At 46.3% G+C, this 21285-nt stretch carries 20 protein-coding genes; 8 read left to right on the top strand and 12 right to left on the bottom strand.

Features of this window, described 5'->3' with window-relative positions; translation table 11 throughout:
- Positions 1-2 precede the first annotated feature (2 nt).
- Positions 3-950 (top strand): aldose 1-epimerase, encoded by a 948-nt coding sequence (locus AC1XTG_RS17795; RefSeq protein WP_056281446.1) that lies wholly within the window; start codon positions 3-5, stop codon positions 948-950.
- Here the strand turns inward: AC1XTG_RS17795 and AC1XTG_RS17790 are convergent.
- Genes AC1XTG_RS17790 through AC1XTG_RS17765 form a run of 6 tightly spaced genes read right to left on the bottom strand, consistent with a single transcriptional unit; the run spans position 947 to position 6362 of the window.
- On the bottom strand, positions 947-2068 hold the full coding sequence (locus tag AC1XTG_RS17790; RefSeq protein WP_056281444.1) for a nucleotidyltransferase domain-containing protein: 1122 nt from the start codon (positions 2066-2068) through the stop codon (positions 947-949). The two genes, AC1XTG_RS17795 and AC1XTG_RS17790, sit on opposite strands and share 4 nt — an antisense overlap.
- Before the next feature lie 3 nt (positions 2069-2071).
- Entirely contained in the window at positions 2072-2977 is a 906-nt protein-coding gene (locus AC1XTG_RS17785) for a serine kinase (RefSeq protein ID WP_484842872.1), read from the bottom strand.
- Positions 2978-2994: 17 nt separating this feature from the next.
- Entirely contained in the window at positions 2995-3435 is a 441-nt protein-coding gene (locus tag AC1XTG_RS17780; RefSeq protein ID WP_484842871.1) for a lasso peptide biosynthesis B2 protein, read from the bottom strand.
- Position 3436: 1 nt separating this feature from the next.
- Positions 3437-3703, bottom strand: coding sequence for a PqqD family protein (locus AC1XTG_RS17775; RefSeq protein ID WP_484842870.1), 267 nt, complete (start codon positions 3701-3703; stop codon positions 3437-3439).
- Positions 3704-3756: 53 nt separating this feature from the next.
- A complete protein-coding gene (gene amaB / locus AC1XTG_RS17770) occupies positions 3757-5295 on the bottom strand; it encodes an L-piperidine-6-carboxylate dehydrogenase (RefSeq protein ID WP_484842869.1) in 1539 nt (512 codons plus the stop codon).
- 14 nt (positions 5296-5309) lie between these two features.
- On the bottom strand, positions 5310-6362 hold the full coding sequence (locus AC1XTG_RS17765) for a saccharopine dehydrogenase family protein (RefSeq protein ID WP_484842868.1): 1053 nt from the start codon (positions 6360-6362) through the stop codon (positions 5310-5312).
- A 111-nt stretch (positions 6363-6473) separates the two neighbouring features.
- Here AC1XTG_RS17765 and AC1XTG_RS17760 point away from each other — a divergent pair, with 111 nt between their 5' ends.
- Complete coding sequence (locus AC1XTG_RS17760) at positions 6474-7697, top strand: BaiN/RdsA family NAD(P)/FAD-dependent oxidoreductase (RefSeq protein WP_484842867.1); 1224 nt, start codon at positions 6474-6476, stop codon at positions 7695-7697.
- On the opposite strand, the gene uvrC is transcribed toward AC1XTG_RS17760, so the two are convergent.
- The 4 genes from uvrC to porW are packed head-to-tail and all read right to left on the bottom strand — an operon-like array spanning position 7684 to position 15227.
- On the bottom strand, positions 7684-9492 hold the full coding sequence (gene uvrC, locus AC1XTG_RS17755) for an excinuclease ABC subunit UvrC (protein WP_484842866.1): 1809 nt from the start codon (positions 9490-9492) through the stop codon (positions 7684-7686). The two genes, AC1XTG_RS17760 and uvrC, sit on opposite strands and share 14 nt — an antisense overlap.
- Positions 9493-9516: 24 nt before the next feature.
- Positions 9517-10656 carry a glycerate kinase gene (locus tag AC1XTG_RS17750; protein WP_484842865.1) on the bottom strand — a complete coding sequence of 380 codons (1140 nt, stop codon included), beginning with the start codon at positions 10654-10656 and terminating at the stop codon, positions 9517-9519.
- A gap of 20 nt (positions 10657-10676) precedes the next feature.
- A complete protein-coding gene (locus tag AC1XTG_RS17745; protein ID WP_484842864.1) occupies positions 10677-12974 on the bottom strand; it encodes a penicillin-binding protein 1A in 2298 nt (765 codons plus the stop codon).
- A 51-nt stretch (positions 12975-13025) separates the two neighbouring features.
- Positions 13026-15227, bottom strand: coding sequence for a type IX secretion system periplasmic lipoprotein PorW/SprE (gene porW / locus AC1XTG_RS17740; RefSeq protein ID WP_484842863.1), 2202 nt, complete (start codon positions 15225-15227; stop codon positions 13026-13028).
- 135 nt (positions 15228-15362) lie between these two features.
- Between porW and AC1XTG_RS17735 the strand changes: the two genes are divergently transcribed.
- From AC1XTG_RS17735 to atpH, 6 genes are all read left to right on the top strand, one after another.
- Positions 15363-15611: an AtpZ/AtpI family protein gene (locus AC1XTG_RS17735; protein ID WP_484842862.1), complete on the top strand. Its 249-nt coding sequence runs from the start codon at positions 15363-15365 to the stop codon at positions 15609-15611.
- A gap of 21 nt (positions 15612-15632) precedes the next feature.
- Complete coding sequence (locus AC1XTG_RS17730; protein WP_484842861.1) at positions 15633-15992, top strand: hypothetical protein; 360 nt, start codon at positions 15633-15635, stop codon at positions 15990-15992.
- A 24-nt stretch (positions 15993-16016) separates the two neighbouring features.
- Positions 16017-17099, top strand: coding sequence for a F0F1 ATP synthase subunit A (gene atpB / locus AC1XTG_RS17725; RefSeq protein ID WP_484842860.1), 1083 nt, complete (start codon positions 16017-16019; stop codon positions 17097-17099).
- A 44-nt stretch (positions 17100-17143) separates the two neighbouring features.
- Positions 17144-17407: an ATP synthase F0 subunit C gene (gene atpE / locus AC1XTG_RS17720; RefSeq protein WP_031525687.1), complete on the top strand. Its 264-nt coding sequence runs from the start codon at positions 17144-17146 to the stop codon at positions 17405-17407.
- Positions 17408-17535: 128 nt separating this feature from the next.
- Positions 17536-18030, top strand: a complete 495-nt coding sequence (atpF, locus tag AC1XTG_RS17715) for a F0F1 ATP synthase subunit B (protein WP_484842859.1) — start codon at positions 17536-17538, stop codon at positions 18028-18030.
- Between the two features lie 14 nt (positions 18031-18044).
- Positions 18045-18581 carry an ATP synthase F1 subunit delta gene (gene atpH, locus AC1XTG_RS17710; protein WP_484842858.1) on the top strand — a complete coding sequence of 179 codons (537 nt, stop codon included), beginning with the start codon at positions 18045-18047 and terminating at the stop codon, positions 18579-18581.
- A gap of 59 nt (positions 18582-18640) precedes the next feature.
- On the opposite strand, the gene AC1XTG_RS17705 is transcribed toward atpH, so the two are convergent.
- The gene (locus tag AC1XTG_RS17705; RefSeq protein WP_484842857.1) at positions 18641-19525 is read right to left on the bottom strand and encodes a sugar phosphate isomerase/epimerase family protein; all 885 of its coding nucleotides are present in this window, start codon (positions 19523-19525) and stop codon (positions 18641-18643) included.
- A 26-nt stretch (positions 19526-19551) separates the two neighbouring features.
- Positions 19552-21237: a carboxylesterase family protein gene (locus AC1XTG_RS17700; protein WP_484842856.1), complete on the bottom strand. Its 1686-nt coding sequence runs from the start codon at positions 21235-21237 to the stop codon at positions 19552-19554.
- Between the last annotated feature and the right edge of the window lie 48 nt (positions 21238-21285).

The following is a 21285-nucleotide window of genomic DNA, read 5'->3' as shown; positions in this document are numbered from 1 at the left end:
ATATGGCCTTTGAGATATTCAAGCAGCAATTTGGTGATCTTACAGAATATGTAGTGCAGGAAAGTACAACAGGCAACCGCTTCGTAGTGGTACCCGAGCTAGGCGGAATTGTCCGGCAATTATCGCTCCGGAAAGGTCTTACGTTATTTTCTGTCCTGAAAACACCTCCAACACCGGAAACGCTGAAACATGATACGGAAAGTGCAAGTGAGCTTCTGTTCCCGTTTGCCAGCCGCATTCCCGAGGGTAAATACAGGTTCTTGGGAAAAGATTATCAGCTTGCGAAAAATGAAAAGAATGGTCTGAATGCAATTCACGGGCTGGTAAGAAAGCAGCATTTCCATCTGGAAGAACAACTGGCGCATGCTGATCATGCATCCATTAAACTATCGTATCTGATAGATGCGCCTGAAGGTTACCCTTTTCGGGTGCTCTTTTCCATCAGGTATATCCTCCATTTGGATGGGCGTTTTGTTGTTTCCTTTGAAGCTTTGAATGAAGGATCGGAACCTTGTCCGGCTATGTTTGGGTGGCACCCCTATTTCAGGCTGGGGAACGAAGATGTGGAAGCCTGGAAGATTATCATTCCGTCTGATCAGATCGTCACATTTGACAGTAACCAGATTCCTACCGGAGTGGCGCATTTTCACATTGACAAGCCAGCGCTTTTACACCGCAAAGTCTTCGATAATTGTTTTGTTGTAAAGTCAGAAGGACAATTGGCAACTACTGAGCTTATATCCGAAAATCAGGACGTCACACTGTCTGTTACGCAGGAAACAGGAGAAGGCAAATTCAATCATTTGGTAGTTTACACACCGCCTGAAAGGGATTGTATCGCCATTGAGGCACTTACCGCCAATGTTGATTCCTTTAATACGGGAGACGGATTGTATATTCTGCCAGGAGGCGGTGTATTCAGCGGGGAGATTGTAGTACGATTGACTTAACGGTTTTTATGCCAGATCCATTTGTGCCAGATCAGTCGCCAGTGAACAAGGTAACCGAGATGTCCCGACAGGATTCTCAACTTTACTTTCCAATTGTCCCTGTATTTCAGATTGTAAGCTAGAATGCGGAACGTCTTGGTCTTTAAAGTGTCCCTTTCGTCTTCCCAGTGGCTGACAATATCTTGCATAAACCCGGCCGAAGGGTACTCCGCATTGCCGGTTGGATCTACGAGCCGCACATACTGTATCCCCGTGAGCATTTGTGCGGCTCCAAGTGATTCCAGCAGCAGGTTGAAAAAACCTTTGTGACGCGCAATCCGGGAGATATAAGCCCAGTCGAGTGTCGCTGAGTACTGTTTTAACAGCCGCACAAAGTCGGCCATGTATTTCAGCTTATCCCATTGCTCAATTCCTACATGGTGTACCAGCATCATAATCAGCTGATTTTCCAGAACAGGCACATTGACCGTCTTACCCATAATTTGATGCCCCACCATTTCGCTGCACAGCTCCTTCCAGCTGAAATTAAACTGGTAGCGCGGGTAGCTGCAATTCCATTGAATTTCCAGTGACCTTAATGCGTGTTCCCGCACCGGCGTTAATGGGAGCTGATAGTCTGTATTCAGGTAGGCGCTGGCAGCTTTATCGCTTCTCAACAGGTACTTACGGTACGAATCGGGTTCAAATCCATTCTGTTCAAAAACATTCAAACCACCTTGAAGCTGCTCTTTTGCGACAAAAAAATCAATATCCCCAAATTCTCGGAGCCCAGGCTTTTCATACAGCAGCCAGGCCCACAATGCACCTTTCATCAGGAATGCCCGAACACCTTGCTGCGCCAACTGCTGATTCAAATGAACGGAAATGCTGGAAAATGCCATATTGGTAACAGCTTGTCCAACACTGAAATCTCTTAGCTGCGCAAGTACATCGTCAGCGGCCAGGTTGTCCGGATTTTGGGAGAGAAAGTCAAAGGCAAGAGGGCGGACCTGATTCCATTTAGCTTGCCGGCCAAGCTTTTGCCAGTCAATGGAACGGGCCTCAACCTGGAAAGGCAACTCGCTTGCGTTGTCCAGCGACGCTTTGATCAGTAGGTTCAGCTCAGGGGAGATTTTCATGCACTAAACCGAATGAATGACACTCTCCTGAACCCATTTTTCCAATAAGTCAAATCCTTCGGGTCTTCTCTTTTTGATTACCTCCACCTGGGCGGCACATTTCATACTTTGCAGAAAATGTGTTTTTAATACGTCGCCGGTCAGCAATTGCATAGGAAGAGGAAAGTTCCTGATCATTTCGCCGGGCGTTTCGCTCACACTTACCTGCTGTAAAGCAGCCCGGTTCCGGGCTCTGTGCAGGAAAATGATTTTGGTAAGAGGAACAGGCTTATCAGGAAAGTTGGTTTTAGGCTGAAATGAAAACTTGTTCACACCCTCGCTGACAGGTTCGAGATTTCCTCTGTCGTACTGCAAGCCTGCAACGGTTTTATCCCAGATTTTAAGCTGCGGGTAAGCAGGCAGAACAAATAATGTGCCATTCTCCGCTGTCTGAATCGCCGTAAGATCATCGCTCAGCAAGCGGCAACCTGCTTTTATAAATGCAGCGGCGGTAGTAGACTTGCCAGCGCCGGGTGTACCCATGAAACACCAGGCTTCCTCCCCTACCAGCACTGCGCTGGCGTGAAGCAGAAAAAGCCCTCTTTGGAATAATATCAAACCAATTGCCTCACTTACTGTAAAGAGACTGACAAGATTGGGATCTTCTACGAATGGATTCACGACCAGCTCGTTACCGCCGATCGCCTTGAATGTAGCTATACCCGGCCAATGCAATACCAGCTCGCCTGCGTTTTTGCCAAATAATGCACGAATGCCCCGCCTGTAAACCTGTGTCTTGCTAAGATCCGGTAGTTCAATGGTGGCTGTTTTGATTTGCAGATCAGGTGATGTAGCAGGATCACCTTCGCTCAATTCCGGTAGTGGTATTTCAGAAAATACATTCAGCCCGAAAGCCTTGTAATAATGCATGTATAATTTAGGTTAGCTCATTCCCAAACCCAGAGACGCTTGTATGAAATCGCGTCAGGCCAATCGCCTATGATGATATGTCCATTACGCTCAACCCACGCGTGGGCTTCAAAGGATTTGGCAGGGTTGATTTCGAAACCGATTTCAAGTGTTAATGCAGGAATTTTACGAAGCAGAAACTTGGTGGCAAGCGCGCGCGGGAGGCACAACAGTTCAATAGGCAATAAATTCGCTGCAGTATCCACAGCCCAAACAACCTGATCTATCTCCTCTTTGGATTTTTCCTGCACCGATTTCGTACTGGTCAACCGGTGGAAAAGCTTTCTGAATGTAGCAAATGGGAGCAACGAAAGTCCGGCCTTAACCAGCAACAGACAAACGGCAGCTTTTATAAAGATCAGCTTACCGGAGTTACTCAGGCTTCGCCATTTACCAAGAAATCTGCGCAGCTTTCCCAAGTTATTTCACGGTTTCAACCAGCTTTTCAGATATCAGATCTTTCAGCAAAGTATCGACATCATTTTTACAGGTATCAAGATCGATGTCATACTCGCTTACCACTACATCACATAATGCTTCAATCGTCTGCGGCCCTTTTTCAAGCGTATCCCAGATCAGCACCCCTACTTCGTCCAGGCCATAATAGGCACCTTTGCTGTGATTAAGAATAACGGTTTCACCCGCTACTTTTGACGAAATCTGATCTGAGGTTAATTGATATTTCATGAAGGGAATTGAAAAAGTATAATGTGCCGTTTGTACAAAGTTAAAAATTTTACTCAGTCAATCTCAAACTTTATTCCCTGCGCCAATGGAAGCGTGCTGCCATAATTGACGGTGTTGGTCTGCCGGCGCATATAAGCTTTCCAGGCATCTGATCCTGATTCTCTCCCGCCCCCCGTCTCCTTTTCACCGCCAAATGCACCGCCGATCTCTGCGCCCGACGTACCGATGTTGACATTGGCAATGCCGCAGTCTGAGCCTGCCTGTGACAGGAACAGTTCTGATTCTCTGATATTTAATGTAAAAATAGCGGAAGACAAACCTTGCGGTACGTCATTCTGCATTGCAATGGCCTCTTCCAGGGTAGTGTACCTGATCAGATACAGGATAGGCGCAAATGTTTCCTGATGAACAATGGGCCAGTTGTTGTTAACTTCTGCAATGCAAGGCTTAACATAGCAGCCTGAACTGAAGGCTTCTCCTTCCAGAATACCCGGCTCAACAACAAATTGCGCCCCGGCCTCTTTCAGTTTCTGAATAGTACCGTTGTATTGTTCAACTGCCAGCAAATCGATCAATGGACCCACGTGATTTGCGGCATCAAGCGGATTTCCGATTTTCAGCTGCCCATATGCGCGAACAAGCCGTGATTTTACTTCTTCATAAATAAGGTCCTGTACAAGTACGCGCCGGGTAGAAGTGCATCGCTGGCCCGCTGTTCCGGCTGCTCCGAAGACAATGCCCGGAATGGCGAGGTTGAGGTCTGCGTGCCGGGTAACAATGATCGCATTGTTACCACCCAATTCAAGGATACTTTTTCCAAGTCTGCGCGCAACTGCCTCGGCAACAGCTTTTCCCATTCTCGTACTTCCAGTAGCAGATACCAATGCTACACGTGCATCGGAAGCGATCCATTCTCCTGCTTCCCGCCCGCCTACGATCACGCAGGATACTCCTTCGGGTACCTCGTTGTTTTTCAGGACTAACCGGATAATGTTCTGACAAGCTAGAGCTGTAAGCGGCGTTTTTTCCGAAGGTTTCCAGATACAAACATTGCCGCAAACCCAGGCAAGCATCGCATTCCAGGACCACACAGCCACGGGGAAGTTGAAGGCCGAGATGATCCCGACGATACCCAGCGGGTGCCATTGTTCAAACATCCGGTGTTGGGGCCGCTCGCTATGCATACTCAGCCCGTAAAGCTGGCGCGATAAACCGACGGCAAAATCGCATATATCGATCATTTCCTGTACCTCCCCGAGACCCTCCTGTAAGCTTTTCCCCATTTCATAGCTGACAAGCGTACCCAGCTCGGTCTTGGCATTCCGAAGCGCGTCGCCCATCTGCCGCACGATCTCGCCGCGCTTTGGCGCAGGCAGCATTCTCCAAATCCTGAATGCTTCTTCCGCTTTTTTTACTACCTGATCGTAATCACTGCGCTCTGCCTGATTTGCTCCGGCGATCTTTTTACCGTCTACGGGGGATATGGATTCAATGACGTCACCGTCACCGGGCCAACTTTTCTGACCAGTCGTAATTCCGTTGTTAAGCGGCTGTATATCCAGCTTGTTTAATACAGATCTGATATCAATCATTTTAGAAAAGCATTTTAGAGGAAAAAACGGCCATTTTGTGTTGCAAGAAAATCGCTCAGGAGAATGTCTTCCTGCCGGAGAAAACCTCTTTGCGGAAGTATTCCGTCTGCTACCATTTCCACCACAGCTGCAATGGAGGCCGCAGTTGTCCACGAAATAGCCCGCCAGTGTATTCCGTCTATTTCAATCGGATGATAGGCTTTGTAAAATTCCTCTCGTTCGAGCCGGGTATCTTTCCAACCTTCCACCACTGCATATACATATACCACGTCCTGCTGCACGGGCGGCTTGGCTTCTGTCAAAATCTGTTCTACAAGCTCGCGCTTGTCTTTCAAACAAAGCTCATAGAGCATGAATTTCATCAGGCTGCAGTGCCCCGGATAGCGGATTGTCTTGTAGTTAAGTGTGTCCAGCTTTCCTTCCAACGTTTCGCACATAGTTCCAAGGCCGCCGGAAGTACTGAATGCCTCAAACTCCTGTCCTTCGATATTGATCATTTCGATACCTTCCAGAGAAGGCACCATTTTCCGGACTCCATTGTGAATCACTTCCGCATCATTAATATATTCATTCACAACCCCGGCGGGCGACCATGTAAACGAGTAACCCATTAACCCATTCGGATAACGCGGCAACGCGCCCACACGCAGCTCAATGTCACGAAGTCTGGTAAATTTCTTGGCAAGGTCCATCCCCACGATCCCGATGAAGCCGGGCGCAAGGCCGCACTGTGGAGCAAATACGTTGCTGCTGTCTTTGGCCAGCTCGCGAATGGCAGCTGTGGTACCAACATCCTCCGTAAGATCAAAATAATGGATACTGTGCTCGTAAGCTTTGCGGGCAATGGGCAGATTGAGATTATAAGGCATACACGACACAACTGCATCCTGCCCCCTTAGTAACTGATCCAATTTCTCAGGATCATTCACATCACCTGAAAGTACAGGAAACGGGAGCACCGACGCTGGCGTGGCCTTATCCACACCTGTCACATCAAAGCGCTTGCTCAACAATGTTCCCACCAGCGAGCCAACTTTTCCTAAACCGATAACGAGAATTTTTTGCATGTATAGTTTTGACGGGTTTTTGTTAAATTATTTGAAGGTTTTTGAAAGATATGAAAAGAAATTCCAGTTTTTAAAACTTACATTTCATTTTTGCATGATCAAACTATTACGATGCAGATAGCAATTGTTGGTGGAGGTGCTTCCGGATTTATGGCGGCAATTACCGCCGCTGAGACATTCCCGGAAGCCAGAATTGTCATTTTAGAAAAGAACAGGACCGTTTTGAACAAGGTCAGGATCTCGGGTGGAGGTCGCTGCAATGTGACTCATAACCCTTCCGATCTCCGGTTTTTTATTAAAAATTATCCACGCGGCGAGAAGCTGCTGCGAAAACTGCTGCCCCGATTTGACGCGAATGCAACTGTAAATTGGTTTAAAAAGAGAGGTGTCAGGTTGAAGACAGAGGCGGACGGAAGAATGTTCCCGATAACAGATTCTTCCCACACCATCATTGAATGTATGCTCCGGACTGCCCGCCAGCTTAACATTGAAATCAGAACAAGTACTGCGGTGGATTCATTTACATCCACTCCGGAAGGTTTTGAATTGCATTTGGGAGATAGTGAAATTTTAAAGGCCAACCGTCTTCTCATTGCAACGGGAGGCTATCCCCGGCTAAGTAGTTTCGACTGGATTGAAACGCACCACCACGAGATTGTTTCGCCTGTACCTTCGCTTTTTACATTTAATACACCTCAGAACTTCCTGCTTCCATTGGCCGGCGTATCGGTTCAGGATACGATTGTTAAAATCTCAGGTACAAAATACGAGTGGCGGGGTCCATTACTGATCACGCATTGGGGCCTCAGCGGACCGGCTGTTTTAAAGCTTTCAGCCTGGGGAGCCCGCGAGCTGGCCGAGAAAAATTATGAATTTGGGTGTAAGGTCAACTGGCTGCCTGAACTGAACGAACAGCAGGTGCGCGAATTCCTGATCAGTGAAAAAACCAAAACACCCAAACAGCAGGTAGTTTCCAATGCAAGGTTCGGCTTGCCGCTCCGACTCTGGAAAGCATTTACTGAAATGGTGGAAATTCCTGAAACACTGAAATGGGGAGATGCGAGCCACAAAAATCTAAACCGTCTCACAGAAGTACTTACAAACAGCCAGTTTGCAGTAAGTGGAAAAACGACCTTCAAGGAAGAATTCGTGACTTGCGGCGGTATTTCACTGACAGACATTGATCCAGAAACATTGCAAAGCCGCTCCGTAAATGGATTGTACTTCGCAGGAGAAGTAATGGACGTAGACGGTATCACAGGCGGGTTCAACTTTCAAAACGCGTGGACTACCGGCTACGTCGCAGGCAAAAACATCGGGCTTACTCAGCCATAGCATCGAAGTAGGCCCGCACTTTTTTCGCCCGGTCTAAACCTACGAGTTCCGTCAGTGTATCCAGCGAACTCTCGCGAATGCCTCTCACTGACCCGAAGTGCTTTAATAATTTCGCGGCAGTTACTTTCCCTACACCTACTACGCCTTCCAGCTCACTTACTAAACTTCCTTTACTGCGTTTATCCCGGTGAAAAGTAATGGCAAAACGGTGGGCCTCGTCGCGTATCTGCTGAATCAGTTTAAGTGATTCTGACTTTTTATCAATATAAAGCGGCAGCGAATCTTCCGGGAAATAAATTTCTTCCAAACGCTTCGCAATGCCAATTATAGGAATCTGACCGTAGATACCCAGGCTTTTCAATGCATCACAAGCTGCTCCCAGCTGCCCCTTACCTCCATCTATTACTATCAGATCGGGTAGCGGCTGTTCCTCAGCGATCAACCGCAGATAGCGCCTGCTCACAACCTCATTCATCGACGCAAAGTCGTTCGGTCCGATCACCGTTTTGATATTAAAGTGCCGGTAGTCTTTCTTGGAAGGTTTACCCTCTTTAAAACAAACCATAGCCGCCACCGGATTAGTACCCTGGATGTTGGAGTTGTCAAAGCATTCAATGTGCCTTGGCAGACTTTTCAGCTGCAAATCAGTCTTCAAACGAATCAGTACCCTGTCCTTTTTAGACGAGGTAGCAGAAGCTTCCACTTCCCGGCGCTCCGCTTTTTCCCTGCGGAAATACATCACGTTTTTCATTGACATATCCAGCAGCTTCTTCTTGTCGCCGATCTGAGGAACGGTTACTTCAAGCCGCATTTCAAGGTCTGGCTTCACATTCGAAATCAGCTCCCGGGCTTCTGAACCATAAGTACTGCGCATTTCGATGATCATCATCGCAAGTATGTCATGGTCGCTTTCGTCCAGCTTTTTCTTCACCTCAACAGTCTGCGTAGCCACCATATACCCTTGTTTTATCTTCATAAAATTAAGGTATGCAGCCTCTTCATCAGACACGATCGTCAGCACATCGATATTCCCGATGCGTGGATTGATAACTGTCGCCTTACTCTGGAAATTAGAGAGATGCTCAATTTTGGTTTTCCAAGTGTGCGCTTTTTCAAACGCCATTTGCTCCGCCGCAGCAAGCATTTTCTCCTTAAAGTACTGCTGAGGGGACGATAAGTTACCTTTCAGAATATTGTGTACCTGTTCTATCTCTGCATTGTATTCGGGCTCCGTTTGCAAGCCCTCACACGGACCTTTACAGTTACCAATGTGGTATTCAAGACAAACTTTGAATTTCCTTGCCTCAATATTCGGCTTGGTGAGCGGAAGTTGACAGGACCTGATCTGATACAGCGACTTAAACATGTCAAGCAGCGTGTGCATTGACCTAAGATTAGCGAAAGGCCCGTAGTAAGTTCCTTTACCCCGATCCATATTCCGCGTTGGAAAAACCCTCGGAAAAGGCTCGTCGGTAATGCAGATAAACGGATATGTTTTATCGTCTTTAAGAAGAATATTGAATTTGGGCTGCAATTGCTTGATCAGCTGATTTTCAAGCAGCAGCGCATCCCATTCACTTAGCACAATGGTATATTCGATCCTTCTGATCTGAGTTACAAGTCGTCTCGTCTTGCGATCGTGTTGGTTGGATTTCAGGAAATAACTGGAAACTCTGCTTTTCAGGTTTTTAGCTTTCCCCACATAAATCACCGTTCCCGTTTCGTCAAAATACCGGTAAACTCCCGGATCGTTAGGAATCTTTGAAAGCTCTTCCTTATAGTTGAATTCAGACATTTAATAAAAGATACTCAGGAAAAATCAGATCTGGTATTGGCAAAAAAACAAGCGTACCAATTGAAAAGTTGCGTCTCTTACCAACCTGAATGCCTCATTTTGGGCAACATGGAGGTTCATTGGTCTATCCAAAACAGAAACCGCGTACGTAATACCTGCATTGCGGGTTTGTTCCGGGGTGATTTGAAGGGTACCGCACACTGCGGCAAGAGGTACCTGATACTGCTGACAGAAGTCTGCCAATCCTTTTACTACCTTTCCGCTCAGTGTTTGTTCGTCAATCTTACCTTCGCCGGTAATGACAAGATCAGCTTGTTTGATCAGCTCGACGATATTACTCTGGTCGATCACAATGCTTACTCCGTCTTTCAATTCAGCATTTAAAAACCACATGCAACCTGCACCAAGCCCGCCGGCAGCACCGGCACCAGGTACTTCACTGTATTCCTGACCGAAGGTTCTGGTAGCTACGTCGGCCAGATTTCTTAATCCCCGGTCAAGCGTTTCGACCATTTCAACAGTGGCGCCTTTTTGAGGACCATATACATAAGCTGCTCCATTGGCTCCAAACAGCGGATTTGAAACATCGCAGGCTACTACAATGGATACACCGCTTAACCTGGGATCTGCATTGGCGCTTTCAATGCGGTCAATCAGCGACAAATTGCCTCCATTGACTCCCAGCATTTTATTGTTTTTATCAAAAAACCGGAAACCAAGCGCAGCAGCCAGCCCGATTCCACCGTCGGTAGTAGCACTACCGCCAATTCCCAGGATAATCTTCTTTACACCCCGGTACAATGCATCCAGGATCAGTTCACCGGTACCGAATGTAGTTGTGAGCAGCGGGTTACGCTCGTTTTCAGAAAGTAACTTCAAGCCAGAGGCAGCCGCCATTTCAATAAATGCAACCTCCCTATCAGCCGAAAGCCCGTAGGAAGCAGTTATCTCACGTTCCAACGGATCAGATACCTTTACTTCGATTCGTGTACCACCAGCCTGCCTTGTCAGGATTTGTGCTGTTCCCTCGCCTCCGTCGGCTAGCGGCACTGAGGTTACATTCGCATCGGGATAGGCCAGCAAAATACCCGCACGGATTGCATTGCATACCTCGTCCGCTTCGAGCGAACCACGAAATTTATCGGGTGCAACGAGAATATTCAATGCTTTCCAGTTTTTCAGGATTAAAACAAAACGCCCTCGTCGTCAGATCTGGATGGCGGAACATAGGTATCGGTACTATCCATAGATACATTACCGCATTCCCGTACGTAGTTTTCAGGTTTGTTAAATGGGCCTTTTCTGTATTGTACGAGCGTTTGGTCGGCGTACACTTTCTTCATATACATGCCCCAGGCCGGCATCGCAATCCGGCCACCCTGACCTAATGCAATGGTACGGAAGTGGATCGCGCGATCTTCTCCCCCAACCCAGATACCGGTAACAAGATTTTGCGTCATACCCATGAACCAGCCATCTGAATAGTTTGAGGTAGTTCCCGTTTTCGCAGCAATTTCGTTTCCTTCTGTCACACCCCATTGTCTGAGTCGGCCTGCTGTTCCACCTGGGTCTTCAACTGCGCCGCGCATGAGGTATAGCATGTTGTATGCCATATTCTCACTGATTTCCTGATTTTGCTTCTGGAAGAACTCCTGTAAAACGTTACCATAGCGATCCTCGATGCGCAGGATCGTCATCGGCTCTGTACGGTGCCCGCCATTTGCAAATGCACAATAAGCGCCCACCATTTCATAAACTGAAACATCGCTGATACCCAGACAAAGTGAAGGTACCGCCTGTAAGTCACTGGTGATCCCAAGCTTATGCGCATACTCCACAACCGTTTTTGGCCGGACCATTTTCATCAGATAAGCACTTACCGTGTTTACCGATTTTCCGAGCGCCTGACGTAGCGAAAGTGCCTGATAAGAGTATTTGTTATTAGAGTTCTTTGGAGACCAACCGCCGGGAACTCCGTCGGAAGGACCAAAATAAATCGGTTGATCCGTTACATGATCGCAAGGTGTCAGGAAGCTCTTATCCAATGCAGAAACATAGACAAACGGTTTGAACGTCGAGCCGGGCTGGCGCGAACCCTGCTTCACGTGGTCGTATTTGAAATATTTAAAATTGATACCGCCCACCCAGGCTTTCACATGTCCGTTCCGCGGGTCCATTGACATCATACCTGCGCGCAAAAAGCGTTTGTAATAAGCAATGGAATCCATCGGACTCATCATGACTTCTTTTTCGCCATTCCACGTAAAAACCTTCATTTTATAAGGCTTACGCATGATTTTCCAGGCTTCTTCTTCACCCAGATCTCTTTTCAGGGATATGAAATGCGGCGTTTTCTTGGCAGCGGATACCAAAAATCCGGGTATCTCTTTTCCATTGTCAAAAGTCCACGGGTTTCTGCCTTTCCAGTGTTCGTCAAAAAGCCGCTGCTGTTCTTTCATGTGCTCTTTCAAAGCATCTTCCTGATAGCGCTGCATTCTTGAATCAATGGTCGTGTAAATACGCAACCCACTGGTATACAAATCGTAATTCTTATCGTGCTCTTCGTTGTAGATCTTCACCCAGCTTTTAAGGTAGTTCCGCATTGACTCGCGGAAGTAAGGCGCCAGGCCAGTATTGTGACTGTCGACGGTGAAGTTGAGGCCGAGCGGCTTTTCCTTATATCTCAAAAAATCCTCTTCCGGAATGTACTCGTACTTCATCATTTGCGCCAGTACCGTATTGCGGCGATTGGTGGCATTGGTTGGGAAACGAAGCGGGTTAAAAAGTGTCGGATTCTGAAGCATTCCCACAAGTAGGGCTGCCTCCGTTACATTCAGGTCCCAGGCTTCCTTGTCAAAGTATGTTTTGGCAGCTACTTTGATACCATAAGTGTTATTGCCAAAAGAAACAGTGTTGAGATACATTTGCATGATCTCCTGCTTCGTATATTTTCTTTCAAGAATTACGGCAAGTACCCATTCCTTAGTCTTAGCGATCACGATCCTGATCCCCGGAATTTTCCCTAATAATCCTTCATACTCCTCAGAGCGCGTGTTAAAAAGGTTTTTGGCGACCTGCTGCGTGAGCGTACTACCTCCCCCTGAACTTGAATTACCCGAAACAACTCCTTTGAATACACGCAACAAACTTCTCGGGTCGATCCCGGAGTGGTTTACAAAACGCGCATCCTCAGTAGCGACCAATGCGTCGATCAGGTTAGGTGAAATCTGGGAAATATCGATCTGTGTACGGTTTTCGAAAAAGTACTTGCCAAGTGACTTTCCATCCTCGCTGATCAGCTCGGAAGCGAGTTCGCTTTTTGGGTTTTCCAGGATCTTTAAATCCGGCATTCCACCAAAAAGCCAGAAAAAGTTAAAGCTTACAGCAACAATATAAAGGATAATCAGACCCAGCCCCAGTGCCACGTACCTCCATAAGCGTATAATGGTGCGACGATATTTTCCGGGTTGTAACTCAATCATTAGATGTGGGATTTGGTATTGAAAACTTACAAAGATATGATTTCGGGGAAATTATCTTTTTCCCATCGAAACAGAATTGAATTCCTGCATTTCTTTCAGTCGAGGCAGGTAGACGCTGGCAGGGTACAATCGCATGAATTCAGTAATAGCTTGTCCGTAAGCTTCTTTGCCCCTTACTTTCCCGATCAGGAAAACTCGCAGTAAAGCAAACTTATCTTCCATTGCGCCCCCTTTGTAGGCCGGCAGGTTACGTTCAATATCTTCAAGCGCTTTGGTGTAATTTCCGCTCGCATACAGCTGATATACAGCTTCATATTCTTTAATCGGATTACCTGAATTTCCGGCTGCTTCACTGGATTTGTTCACCAGCCTGGCATAAGTGGAATTTGGATATTCGGTCAGCAGTTTGTTCTTCAACGCAGCCCTGGTTTGATTATCTTCCTCATAACTCAGATAAAGCAGGTAGTAAATCTCATCCTTATACTGGGTTTGGGGATATTCAGCAAGCATCCGGTCGAATGTGGAAATAGCGCGGCCAGGTTCTTTCAGGTCAAAGCGGTAAATTTTACCAAGATTGTACAGCGCATCTTCTTTCGCGTGCCGCGACTCAGCCATTTGAGGCTCGGTAAGCGGAACATTCTTTTTCAACAGATCATGCGCCGCCTGCCATTCGGGCGTCCCTTTTTTCATGCTTTGATCAACAGGCGCAGCACTGGCTAACCCGGTACTGTCGTCAGCGGTGGAGGCAGGATTATTGGACGCTGCCTGCAATGGACGATTACTCCGGCGCCAGTCATCTTCCAGCGGCCTGTTACCCCAGATTCTCTTGAAATCTATTTTACCCTGATTGATCAATGCAGGATCATACAACTCCCACCTGCGTTCGTTCCCACTTACAAGCGGGCTTGAGGCTGACTGGTTATTTACATTGTTCGCAGCGAGCATTGCTTTCCTGGCCTTTTCTTCTTCCTCAATGCGCAACTTTTCATTGGCTTCAATGATCACGTCGATCTTGTTATCAAGTGCTGCGGGATTCATTGCGGCCAGCTTTTGCAAACTGTCCTGCATTGTCACAATGGCGTATTGCGCGACGAAGCTGTCCAGTGCGCGCTTCCTGTCAGCAACCAGTCTGTACTCAGGCGCTTCTTTCGGGAGGATTACCAGTGCGCTATCGTAATATGATTTCGAAACTTTAAAATTTTCCAGCGCTTCGTAGTTAATGCGGGCCAGCTGCAAATAGGTATATGCCTTTTGCTGCATATTTCCTTTGGAAGCAGCGGCTGATTTTTGCAGGTAACCAACAGCTTCCGGCACTTGCTTGCGGTGCTCTGCCAGTAAACCCATTGTAAAGTAGATCCTGTCACGTAGGTCGTCATTTTTTCTGTCACGCAACATTCTGTCAAAACCTACTGAGCTCAGGTCTTTCTTGGGATTCAGTACTACTTCATTTTGCAGGGAATTCATGGAGGAATAGAAGCCGAGATCGTAAGACGGCCGGTTTTTAGAAACTCCTCTATAATGCTTATTGGCCAGAGCGTACTGACCCAGGCGATCGTACATCTGCGCGGCTGCGAAATGGATCCGTGCCGTTTCAATTGATTTTTTCAAAAGCGGGAATGTCTCTTCCAGGATTGCCACCGAAGTAAGGTACTCTCCGTTCTGCTGATGCAGATATGCTTTGGTAAGATAAAATTCGCGAATTGCTGATTTGTTAAGCGACTGCTGGCTCAGGTGCTCTGCAACGCCTAATGCATTTGAGTAGTCCTTTTGCTCGATATAGGCGCGCATCAAAAGGATTAGCGCATTATTTTTATCATTCTCGTCGCGTCCATTGGCATACACATACCGGAGCGCTTCAAGCCCATCGGCCCACTGACCAAGATAGAGCCGCGATTTACCTAAAAGAATATAACTATTATCCAGCCACTTGCTATTCTGATGTTTTTCTGCAACGATGGAGGCTTTTTTGATCGCGTCTTCCAATTTTGGCTTGACAGGAAGCGAGAGAACAGAATCCATCGGAAGAAGAATGGGGAGCAGCTGGTTATAATCTTCCTTGAAAGCCTTTTTCATCTCGTATTCGGCTTCAAGCATATCCTGTTCGGCCATGAAGTATGCATTATACCTCGCCGAAATGTTATGGAAGTTCACAGCTCCCGGCCTGTTGCTGAACTGCGAACACCCGGCGATCAGCACAGTCAGAATAAAGAAAGAAGTAATTTTTCGGATATGAAAGGCAATAACGTCGATCACAAAGCAGCTTTTAGGGGTGGTCTGATCTTCTTGTAACAAGCAAAACTAAAACGGATATTTAAATAAAACCGTATCGAAGATAGCGGCATTTGTGAAAATTGGAGCAATTTTACCGCATTATTATCAATCATCGGCATGGACAGCGACAGCAGCACATCGGGGAAGAAAAAGGGAAAAGAGTTGGCTGGAAACCAATCTTCCAAATTCCTGAAATATTCCGGACTGGCCACGCAAATGCTGGGAACCATTCTGCTGTTTACCTGGGGCGGGTACAAACTGGACGAATACCAGCAAAATGAAGTACCTGTATGGACGCTGATCCTTTCACTTACGTCAATAGCCGGCTCGCTTTACATGCTGATCAGAAGCTTTTCAAAGTCCTGAGCCATTCACCCAGTCAGCCTGATGCTACGCACTTTACTTGCCACCCTCATTTTAGGAATTGCATTATTCCTTGTTAAGTACTTTGGTGGAGATACCCTGCTCCACCCTTATATATGGTACATCCTGATCTTTTTCCTGGGGCTCTCTTTTTTGGGTCACCGGCTCATGGAGATCGGATTAAGAAACAACCGGGAGAAATTTGTCACTTTTTACATTTCCTCCATCGTTGCCCGCATTATACTGTGTCTCGTTTTCATTGCCTTCTTTTTATATCAGGGGCTAAGTGATTCATTCCTATTCATTATCAATTTTTTTGTACTCTATTTATTTTATACATGTTTTGAAATATATGGTTTGTATTGTAACTTGCGCCGCGATTGACAAAGCATAGTATTTCAAGCATTTATGTATATCCATATCAGACGTTTTTTTACAATTGCCCTGGTAGCTACTACCTGTCTTTTCAGCGCTCCGACTCGGGCTCAGCACGAGGGTGAAAAGGTGACCGAAAGCATCAACGAGCAAGAGCACGAAATTGAACATAAGCTTGAAGAGTCAGAGGAGAAGTTCAATATCGGCGAGATGATCATGCACCACATTGCCGACTCTCACGAGTGGGAAATCACGCATGGCGTAGTGATTCCTTTGCCAGTAATCCTTTACTCAGCCGACCGCGGAATTGAAGTATTCTCTTCATCCAATTTCCACAACGACCACCACGAATACAACGGATACCATCTGGTTCACGGCGATTCAGAACAAATCGTTCCGGTTGATGAATCCCGTAAAATTTACGACTTCTCTATTACAAAGAACGTCGCTTCCATGCTGCTCAGCGCAGTGATCCTGATCCTCGTTTTTACGAGCATCGCCAAATTCTACAAAAACAACAGCAGAAGAGCGCCAAGAGGCTTTCAGTCGGCAATGGAGGTTATCATCCTTTTTATCCGTGACGAAGTTGTGAAGCCAAATGTTGGTCCGAAATACGAGAAGTACCTGCCATACCTGCTCACATTGTTCTTCTTCATATTGATCAACAATATCATGGGTCTGCTTCCCGGATCAGCCAACCTGACAGGTAACATAGCAGTAACTATGACACTGGCAGTTCTGACATTCATTGTTGTTCACCTGAATGCAAACGGTAACTATTACAAACACCTTGTAAGACCAACCGGCGTACCTGTTCCATTGTTGCTGATCATGATCCCGGTTGAGATTGTGGGTGTGTTTATGAAACCATTCTCTTTAATGGTGCGGCTTTTCGCCAACATTACAGCAGGCCACATTATCCTGTTGAGCCTTTTCGGTCTGATCTTTATTTTCCAAAGCTTTGTGATCGCGCCGGTTATCTCGCTGTTCGCCTTGTTCCTCAACTTTATCGAGATCATGGTAGCATTTATCCAGGCATTTATCTTTACTCTTTTGTCGTCCATGTACATCGGCAGCGCTATTGAAGAACATAGCCACGCAGACCACGGACATTGATTCTGAATCTCTTTTTATCAATTATATTTTAAACAAACACAATTATGTTGCTTCAAATTTTGCTTCAAGCTGCTGAGCAGAGCGGTGCTGGCCTTGCTGTTTTCGGTGCTGCAATCGGTGCTGGTCTTGCTGCAATCGGTGCTGGTCTTGGTATCGGTAAAATCGGTGGTAGCGCTGTTGAAGGTATCGCTCGTCAGCCAGAAGCTGCTGGTGCTATCCAGACTGCCATGCTTATCATCGCGGCTCTTATTGAAGCGGTAGCGTTGTTCGCGGCGGTTATCTGTCTGCTGATCTCGTTCAAGCTTTAATCGACACTGGACTTAGTCCTTACTTCAAACGCATTAGGCTTAGAAGTAAAATGAAACTCTTCGTGGAAGCATTAGGCTTCCACGATTTTTGAAAAAAGAGAGCTACTTACACTTAAACTCATTATTCTATGTCATTGCTTACTCCAAACCCAGGTCTTATCTTCTGGATGCTGGTAGTATTCTTACTGGTGGTTTTCATCCTTGCCAAATTTGCCTGGAAACCGATCATCAAAGGACTTAAAGACCGTGAAAACGAAATTCAGGGTGCATTGGACCTGGCGGAAAGAACCCGCGCTGAAATGGTTCAGTTGAAATCTGATAACGAAAAACTGATCGCAGAAGCAAATGCAGTTCGCGACCAGATCCTGCGCGACGCGAAAGATGCAGCTGATCGCACCATTGCAGAATCAAAAGACAAAGCAGCTGTGGAAGCACAGAAAATGATCGAAAGCGCACGCGAATCGATCCGCAACGAACAACAGGTTGCAGTAGCAAAAATCAGAAAAGAAGTCGCTACGCTTTCTCTTGAAATCGCTGAAAAAGTATTGCAGCGTGAATTGAAAGACAAGGAAGCCCAGGAAAAATTGATCGCGGAACTTGCTTCTTCTGCACGTCTTAATTAAACCATTGATTTCCGATGTCAGTAAGTATAGTAGCTTCCAGATATGCAAAATCGCTGATTGAACTCGCCAAAGAGCAGAATGTGCTTGAAGCAGTTTACCAGGATATGATTTTGTTCAAAGATACGGCAGACAAAAACAGAGGTTTAATGCTTGCATTGAAAAGTCCTGTTGTGCGTCACGAAAAGAAATCAGGTATACTGAAAGCACTTTTCGAAAGCCGCGTAAACCCTGTGTCTTACGCGATCTTTAATATTATTACAAAGAAAAACCGTGAATCGATCCTTGATGAGATCGCTAACGAATTTATAAAAGCATACAACCTTTACCAGGGAATTCAGAAGGCAACTGTTACTACAACTACTCCTTTGACAGAAGAGCTGCGTCAGCAGTTTCAAGAAATCGTTAAAGAGAAAACAGGAAGAACAGTGCAGCTGGCTGAGAAAATCAATCCAGCCCTGATTGGAGGATACATCCTGACTATTGAAGACCGTCAGATCGACGCGTCTTTGAGAAGCAGGCTTAATGAGCTTAAATTACAGTTAGTAAACTGAAATTTTTATCTGCATAATTTGGAAGACCCGGCTGCTATGCGGCCGGGTCTTTTTTTGTCTTAAACTTTCATCTTGGTCACGTTTTTAAAGCTGATCTCAATGGCTTCCAGCGGTGGTCTTTTAGCCACATCCTGCTCAACAAAGAAATGCGTCAAACCAGCCGTTTTACGCGCATCAAAGATCTTTTTGAAATCAATGGAGCCGGTACCTACCTCTGCGAAAGACTGATCTGTTTTATCCATATCCTTTACATGCCACAGCGGGAAGCGGCCCGGATACTTCTTGAACAGATCCACAGGATCCATTCCCGCTTTCACGATCCAATACAAGTCCAACTCTAATTTCACCAGATTCGGGTCCGTTGAGGCGATCAGCTCATAAGGTAGCTGGCCGTCGATTTTCTTGAACTCAAAATCATGGTTGTGATAGCCGAACTGCAATCCTGCCTTCTTTGCTACTTCACCCGATTTGTTAAAAAGATCAACATAACTCTTGTACTGATCAATACTCTGACGCTCCTTGTCTGTCAGGTAAGCGCATACCGCATATTTCTGGCCAATTTCCGCAGCATCGTCTATTGCTTGTTGCCAGTTGTTGCTGAGCGTGCCTTTGGCGGTCTTATTCTCAACACCTGCTCCATAATGTCCGCTAACCGGGTTCAAGCCAAGATCTCCGAGCATTGCTTTGAATTCCTTAGGTGTTTTCCCAAAGAACTTTCCATCAGAATAGCCAAAAAGCTCTACTTCCTTATAACCGATAGCTGATACTTTTTTCAGGGTCCCAAGCAAATCCTTGGATAGTTCATTGCGCAGCGTGTACAGTTGCAAACCTATTTTGGAAGTGGCTTTCGACTCCCAATTCAGTTTAGATAACATGGGCGTAGCAAGCATCAGGGCGCTTGCCTTCATAAATGATTTCCTGGAAATCTTTTCGTCGTAATTCATCGGTTATTTGGTAAATGGTAATTGTTCTATTTTGTAATGTTCACTGCTCCGGAGGCAGACAGTTTGGTGCTCATATCCTCGGTTAACTTCCATTCAGGGCTGAAATAACCTTCTACGATCATATTCTTGGCGCTGTCTTTGAAGAATATGAGGTCTTTGTATTCGGAAAGTTTCCGATGCATTACCGGTACAAAGGGATAACCCTGATCTTCCGTTCCAAGCCACCAGGGCAATCCTGAATTAACCGCAACATAATGCTGATCCACCGGAAAAACATAAAAAAGTCCGTGGGTTTTATCTGTGGCTTTTAAATGCACAGGAAGTCTGTCTGCGTACTTGCTTATATATGAATTTGTTTCCTTCGTTCCGAACAAAATCAAATTGCTGCTTTCGAGGTCACTTGGACGCACTTCTTTGTCAGACAAAACGCGAGGGAAAAACATGATCCTTCCCAGAAATGGGCCACGGTACTGCGACCAGTTAGCAGCTGCATTGGCGATCTCCAGTCTTTTTGCGAGCTCTTCCGGTGACGGGTTGTCAGCTGTTCCGTAAACATAGATGTGCCGAGTCGAGAAAGCATCGAAAATGGGCCCTTCTGCGCCTTTTCTCTTTCCAGCTGCCGTACTTACCGGGTTTGGTACCAAAGTCCATACAGCGCCTTTTTTTGAGCACGAGATTGTGCTGTCTGTTTTTGCCGACAGCTTTACACCATCCACATCTATTGTGACAGTCCCGGGCTTGAACTTAGGGTGATTTTTGAGATTAAGTGTAAAACCTTCAAGGTTTTTGGTTTTGATTAGCAATGCATTCGATTTGGCAAGATTAGCATCAATCTCCGCCAATGCACCATAAGTGATCTTGTCAAACGTCACCCAGAATGATTTGTTATACTTATACAGTTTGCTGACAAAACGCACTCTATCAGGAAACGGATTTCGCTCCGCGTGGCCAAACCATTCGAAAATAAATTCATTGTCGTAAGCGCTCACCCAGCTATCGTGTTTCACATCTACAAACTCCTTATAGCTTACCTCTACGCCCATTTCCTGCAGGTGGCTGACCCATTTTCTTGTACCATCAACCGGCACAACGGGATCTGCATCCCCATGAAAGAAGTGAATTGGAAAATTCAATGCATTAGGCGCCAGATCAAACGTGCCCTCAGGAGGTGCTGGACAAACAGGTGCGATCGCTGCCCAAATATCTGGCCGGGTAAGTCCGATCCACAACGTACCGCCACCTCCCATTGACAAGCCTGTCAGATAGATTTTGTTTTCATCCACATTAAAGCGCCTCTTCACGTCATCGAGCATATCGTATACATCCTGCTCAGGAACGCCCTGGTATCCCGCAGTACCGCGGGCATAAGATGACGCAACAATGAAATCCACATCGTCCCATTTGGGAAAGGAGCGCGAGGCTTCCACGTCTGTTTCGCCCTCCGCATTGCTTTTGCCAAATACACGTCGCAATGCAAGCTTGTGATTAGAGCCTGCGCCATGGAGCATTACTACAAGCGGGTATTTTTTGGTTGAATCGTAATTAGGCGGGAGATATAATCCGTAAGGCTGATCTGTATCGTCCGCATCCGAAGAGAAAGTAAGTACCTGGGGACCACTTGAATATTTCTGAGAGACTGCATTACTCCCCGAAATGAACAGATAGAAAGCAGCCAGGAATGCAATGTGAATGGAATGTAACTTCATCTGCATATTTAAATTTTCAGTGGTTAAATATAACCCAAATCATAATGCGAACGC

The sequence above is a fragment of the Dyadobacter sp. HNCC25DJ183 genome, assembly GCF_056895175.1.
This window is presented reverse-complemented; position numbering and strand designations above follow the sequence as displayed.

Bases quoted from the DNA above. Each gene is read 5' to 3' on its own strand.
- AC1XTG_RS17700 (WP_484842856.1), bottom strand. From the start codon at position 21,237: ATGCAGATGAAGTTACATTCCATTCACATTGCATTCCTGGCTGCTTTC.
- atpB (WP_484842860.1), top strand. From the start codon at position 16,017: ATGTATATCCATATCAGACGTTTTTTTACAATTGCCCTGGTAGCTACT.
- amaB (WP_484842869.1), bottom strand. From the start codon at position 5,295: ATGATTGATATCAGATCTGTATTAAACAAGCTGGATATACAGCCGCTT.
- atpE (WP_031525687.1), top strand. From the start codon at position 17,144: ATGTTGCTTCAAATTTTGCTTCAAGCTGCTGAGCAGAGCGGTGCTGGC.
- AC1XTG_RS17745 (WP_484842864.1), bottom strand. From the start codon at position 12,974: ATGATTGAGTTACAACCCGGAAAATATCGTCGCACCATTATACGCTTA.
- atpH (WP_484842858.1), top strand. From the start codon at position 18,045: ATGTCAGTAAGTATAGTAGCTTCCAGATATGCAAAATCGCTGATTGAA.
- AC1XTG_RS17785 (WP_484842872.1), bottom strand. From the start codon at position 2,977: ATGCATTATTACAAGGCTTTCGGGCTGAATGTATTTTCTGAAATACCA.
- AC1XTG_RS17730 (WP_484842861.1), top strand. From the start codon at position 15,633: ATGCTACGCACTTTACTTGCCACCCTCATTTTAGGAATTGCATTATTC.
- AC1XTG_RS17790 (WP_056281444.1), bottom strand. From the start codon at position 2,068: ATGAAAATCTCCCCTGAGCTGAACCTACTGATCAAAGCGTCGCTGGAC.
- AC1XTG_RS17795 (WP_056281446.1), top strand. From the start codon at position 3: ATGGCCTTTGAGATATTCAAGCAGCAATTTGGTGATCTTACAGAATAT.
- AC1XTG_RS17775 (WP_484842870.1), bottom strand. From the start codon at position 3,703: ATGAAATATCAATTAACCTCAGATCAGATTTCGTCAAAAGTAGCGGGT.
- AC1XTG_RS17735 (WP_484842862.1), top strand. From the start codon at position 15,363: ATGGACAGCGACAGCAGCACATCGGGGAAGAAAAAGGGAAAAGAGTTG.
- AC1XTG_RS17705 (WP_484842857.1), bottom strand. From the start codon at position 19,525: ATGAATTACGACGAAAAGATTTCCAGGAAATCATTTATGAAGGCAAGC.
- AC1XTG_RS17765 (WP_484842868.1), bottom strand. From the start codon at position 6,362: ATGCAAAAAATTCTCGTTATCGGTTTAGGAAAAGTTGGCTCGCTGGTG.
- uvrC (WP_484842866.1), bottom strand. From the start codon at position 9,492: ATGTCTGAATTCAACTATAAGGAAGAGCTTTCAAAGATTCCTAACGAT.
- AC1XTG_RS17760 (WP_484842867.1), top strand. From the start codon at position 6,474: ATGCAGATAGCAATTGTTGGTGGAGGTGCTTCCGGATTTATGGCGGCA.
- atpF (WP_484842859.1), top strand. From the start codon at position 17,536: ATGTCATTGCTTACTCCAAACCCAGGTCTTATCTTCTGGATGCTGGTA.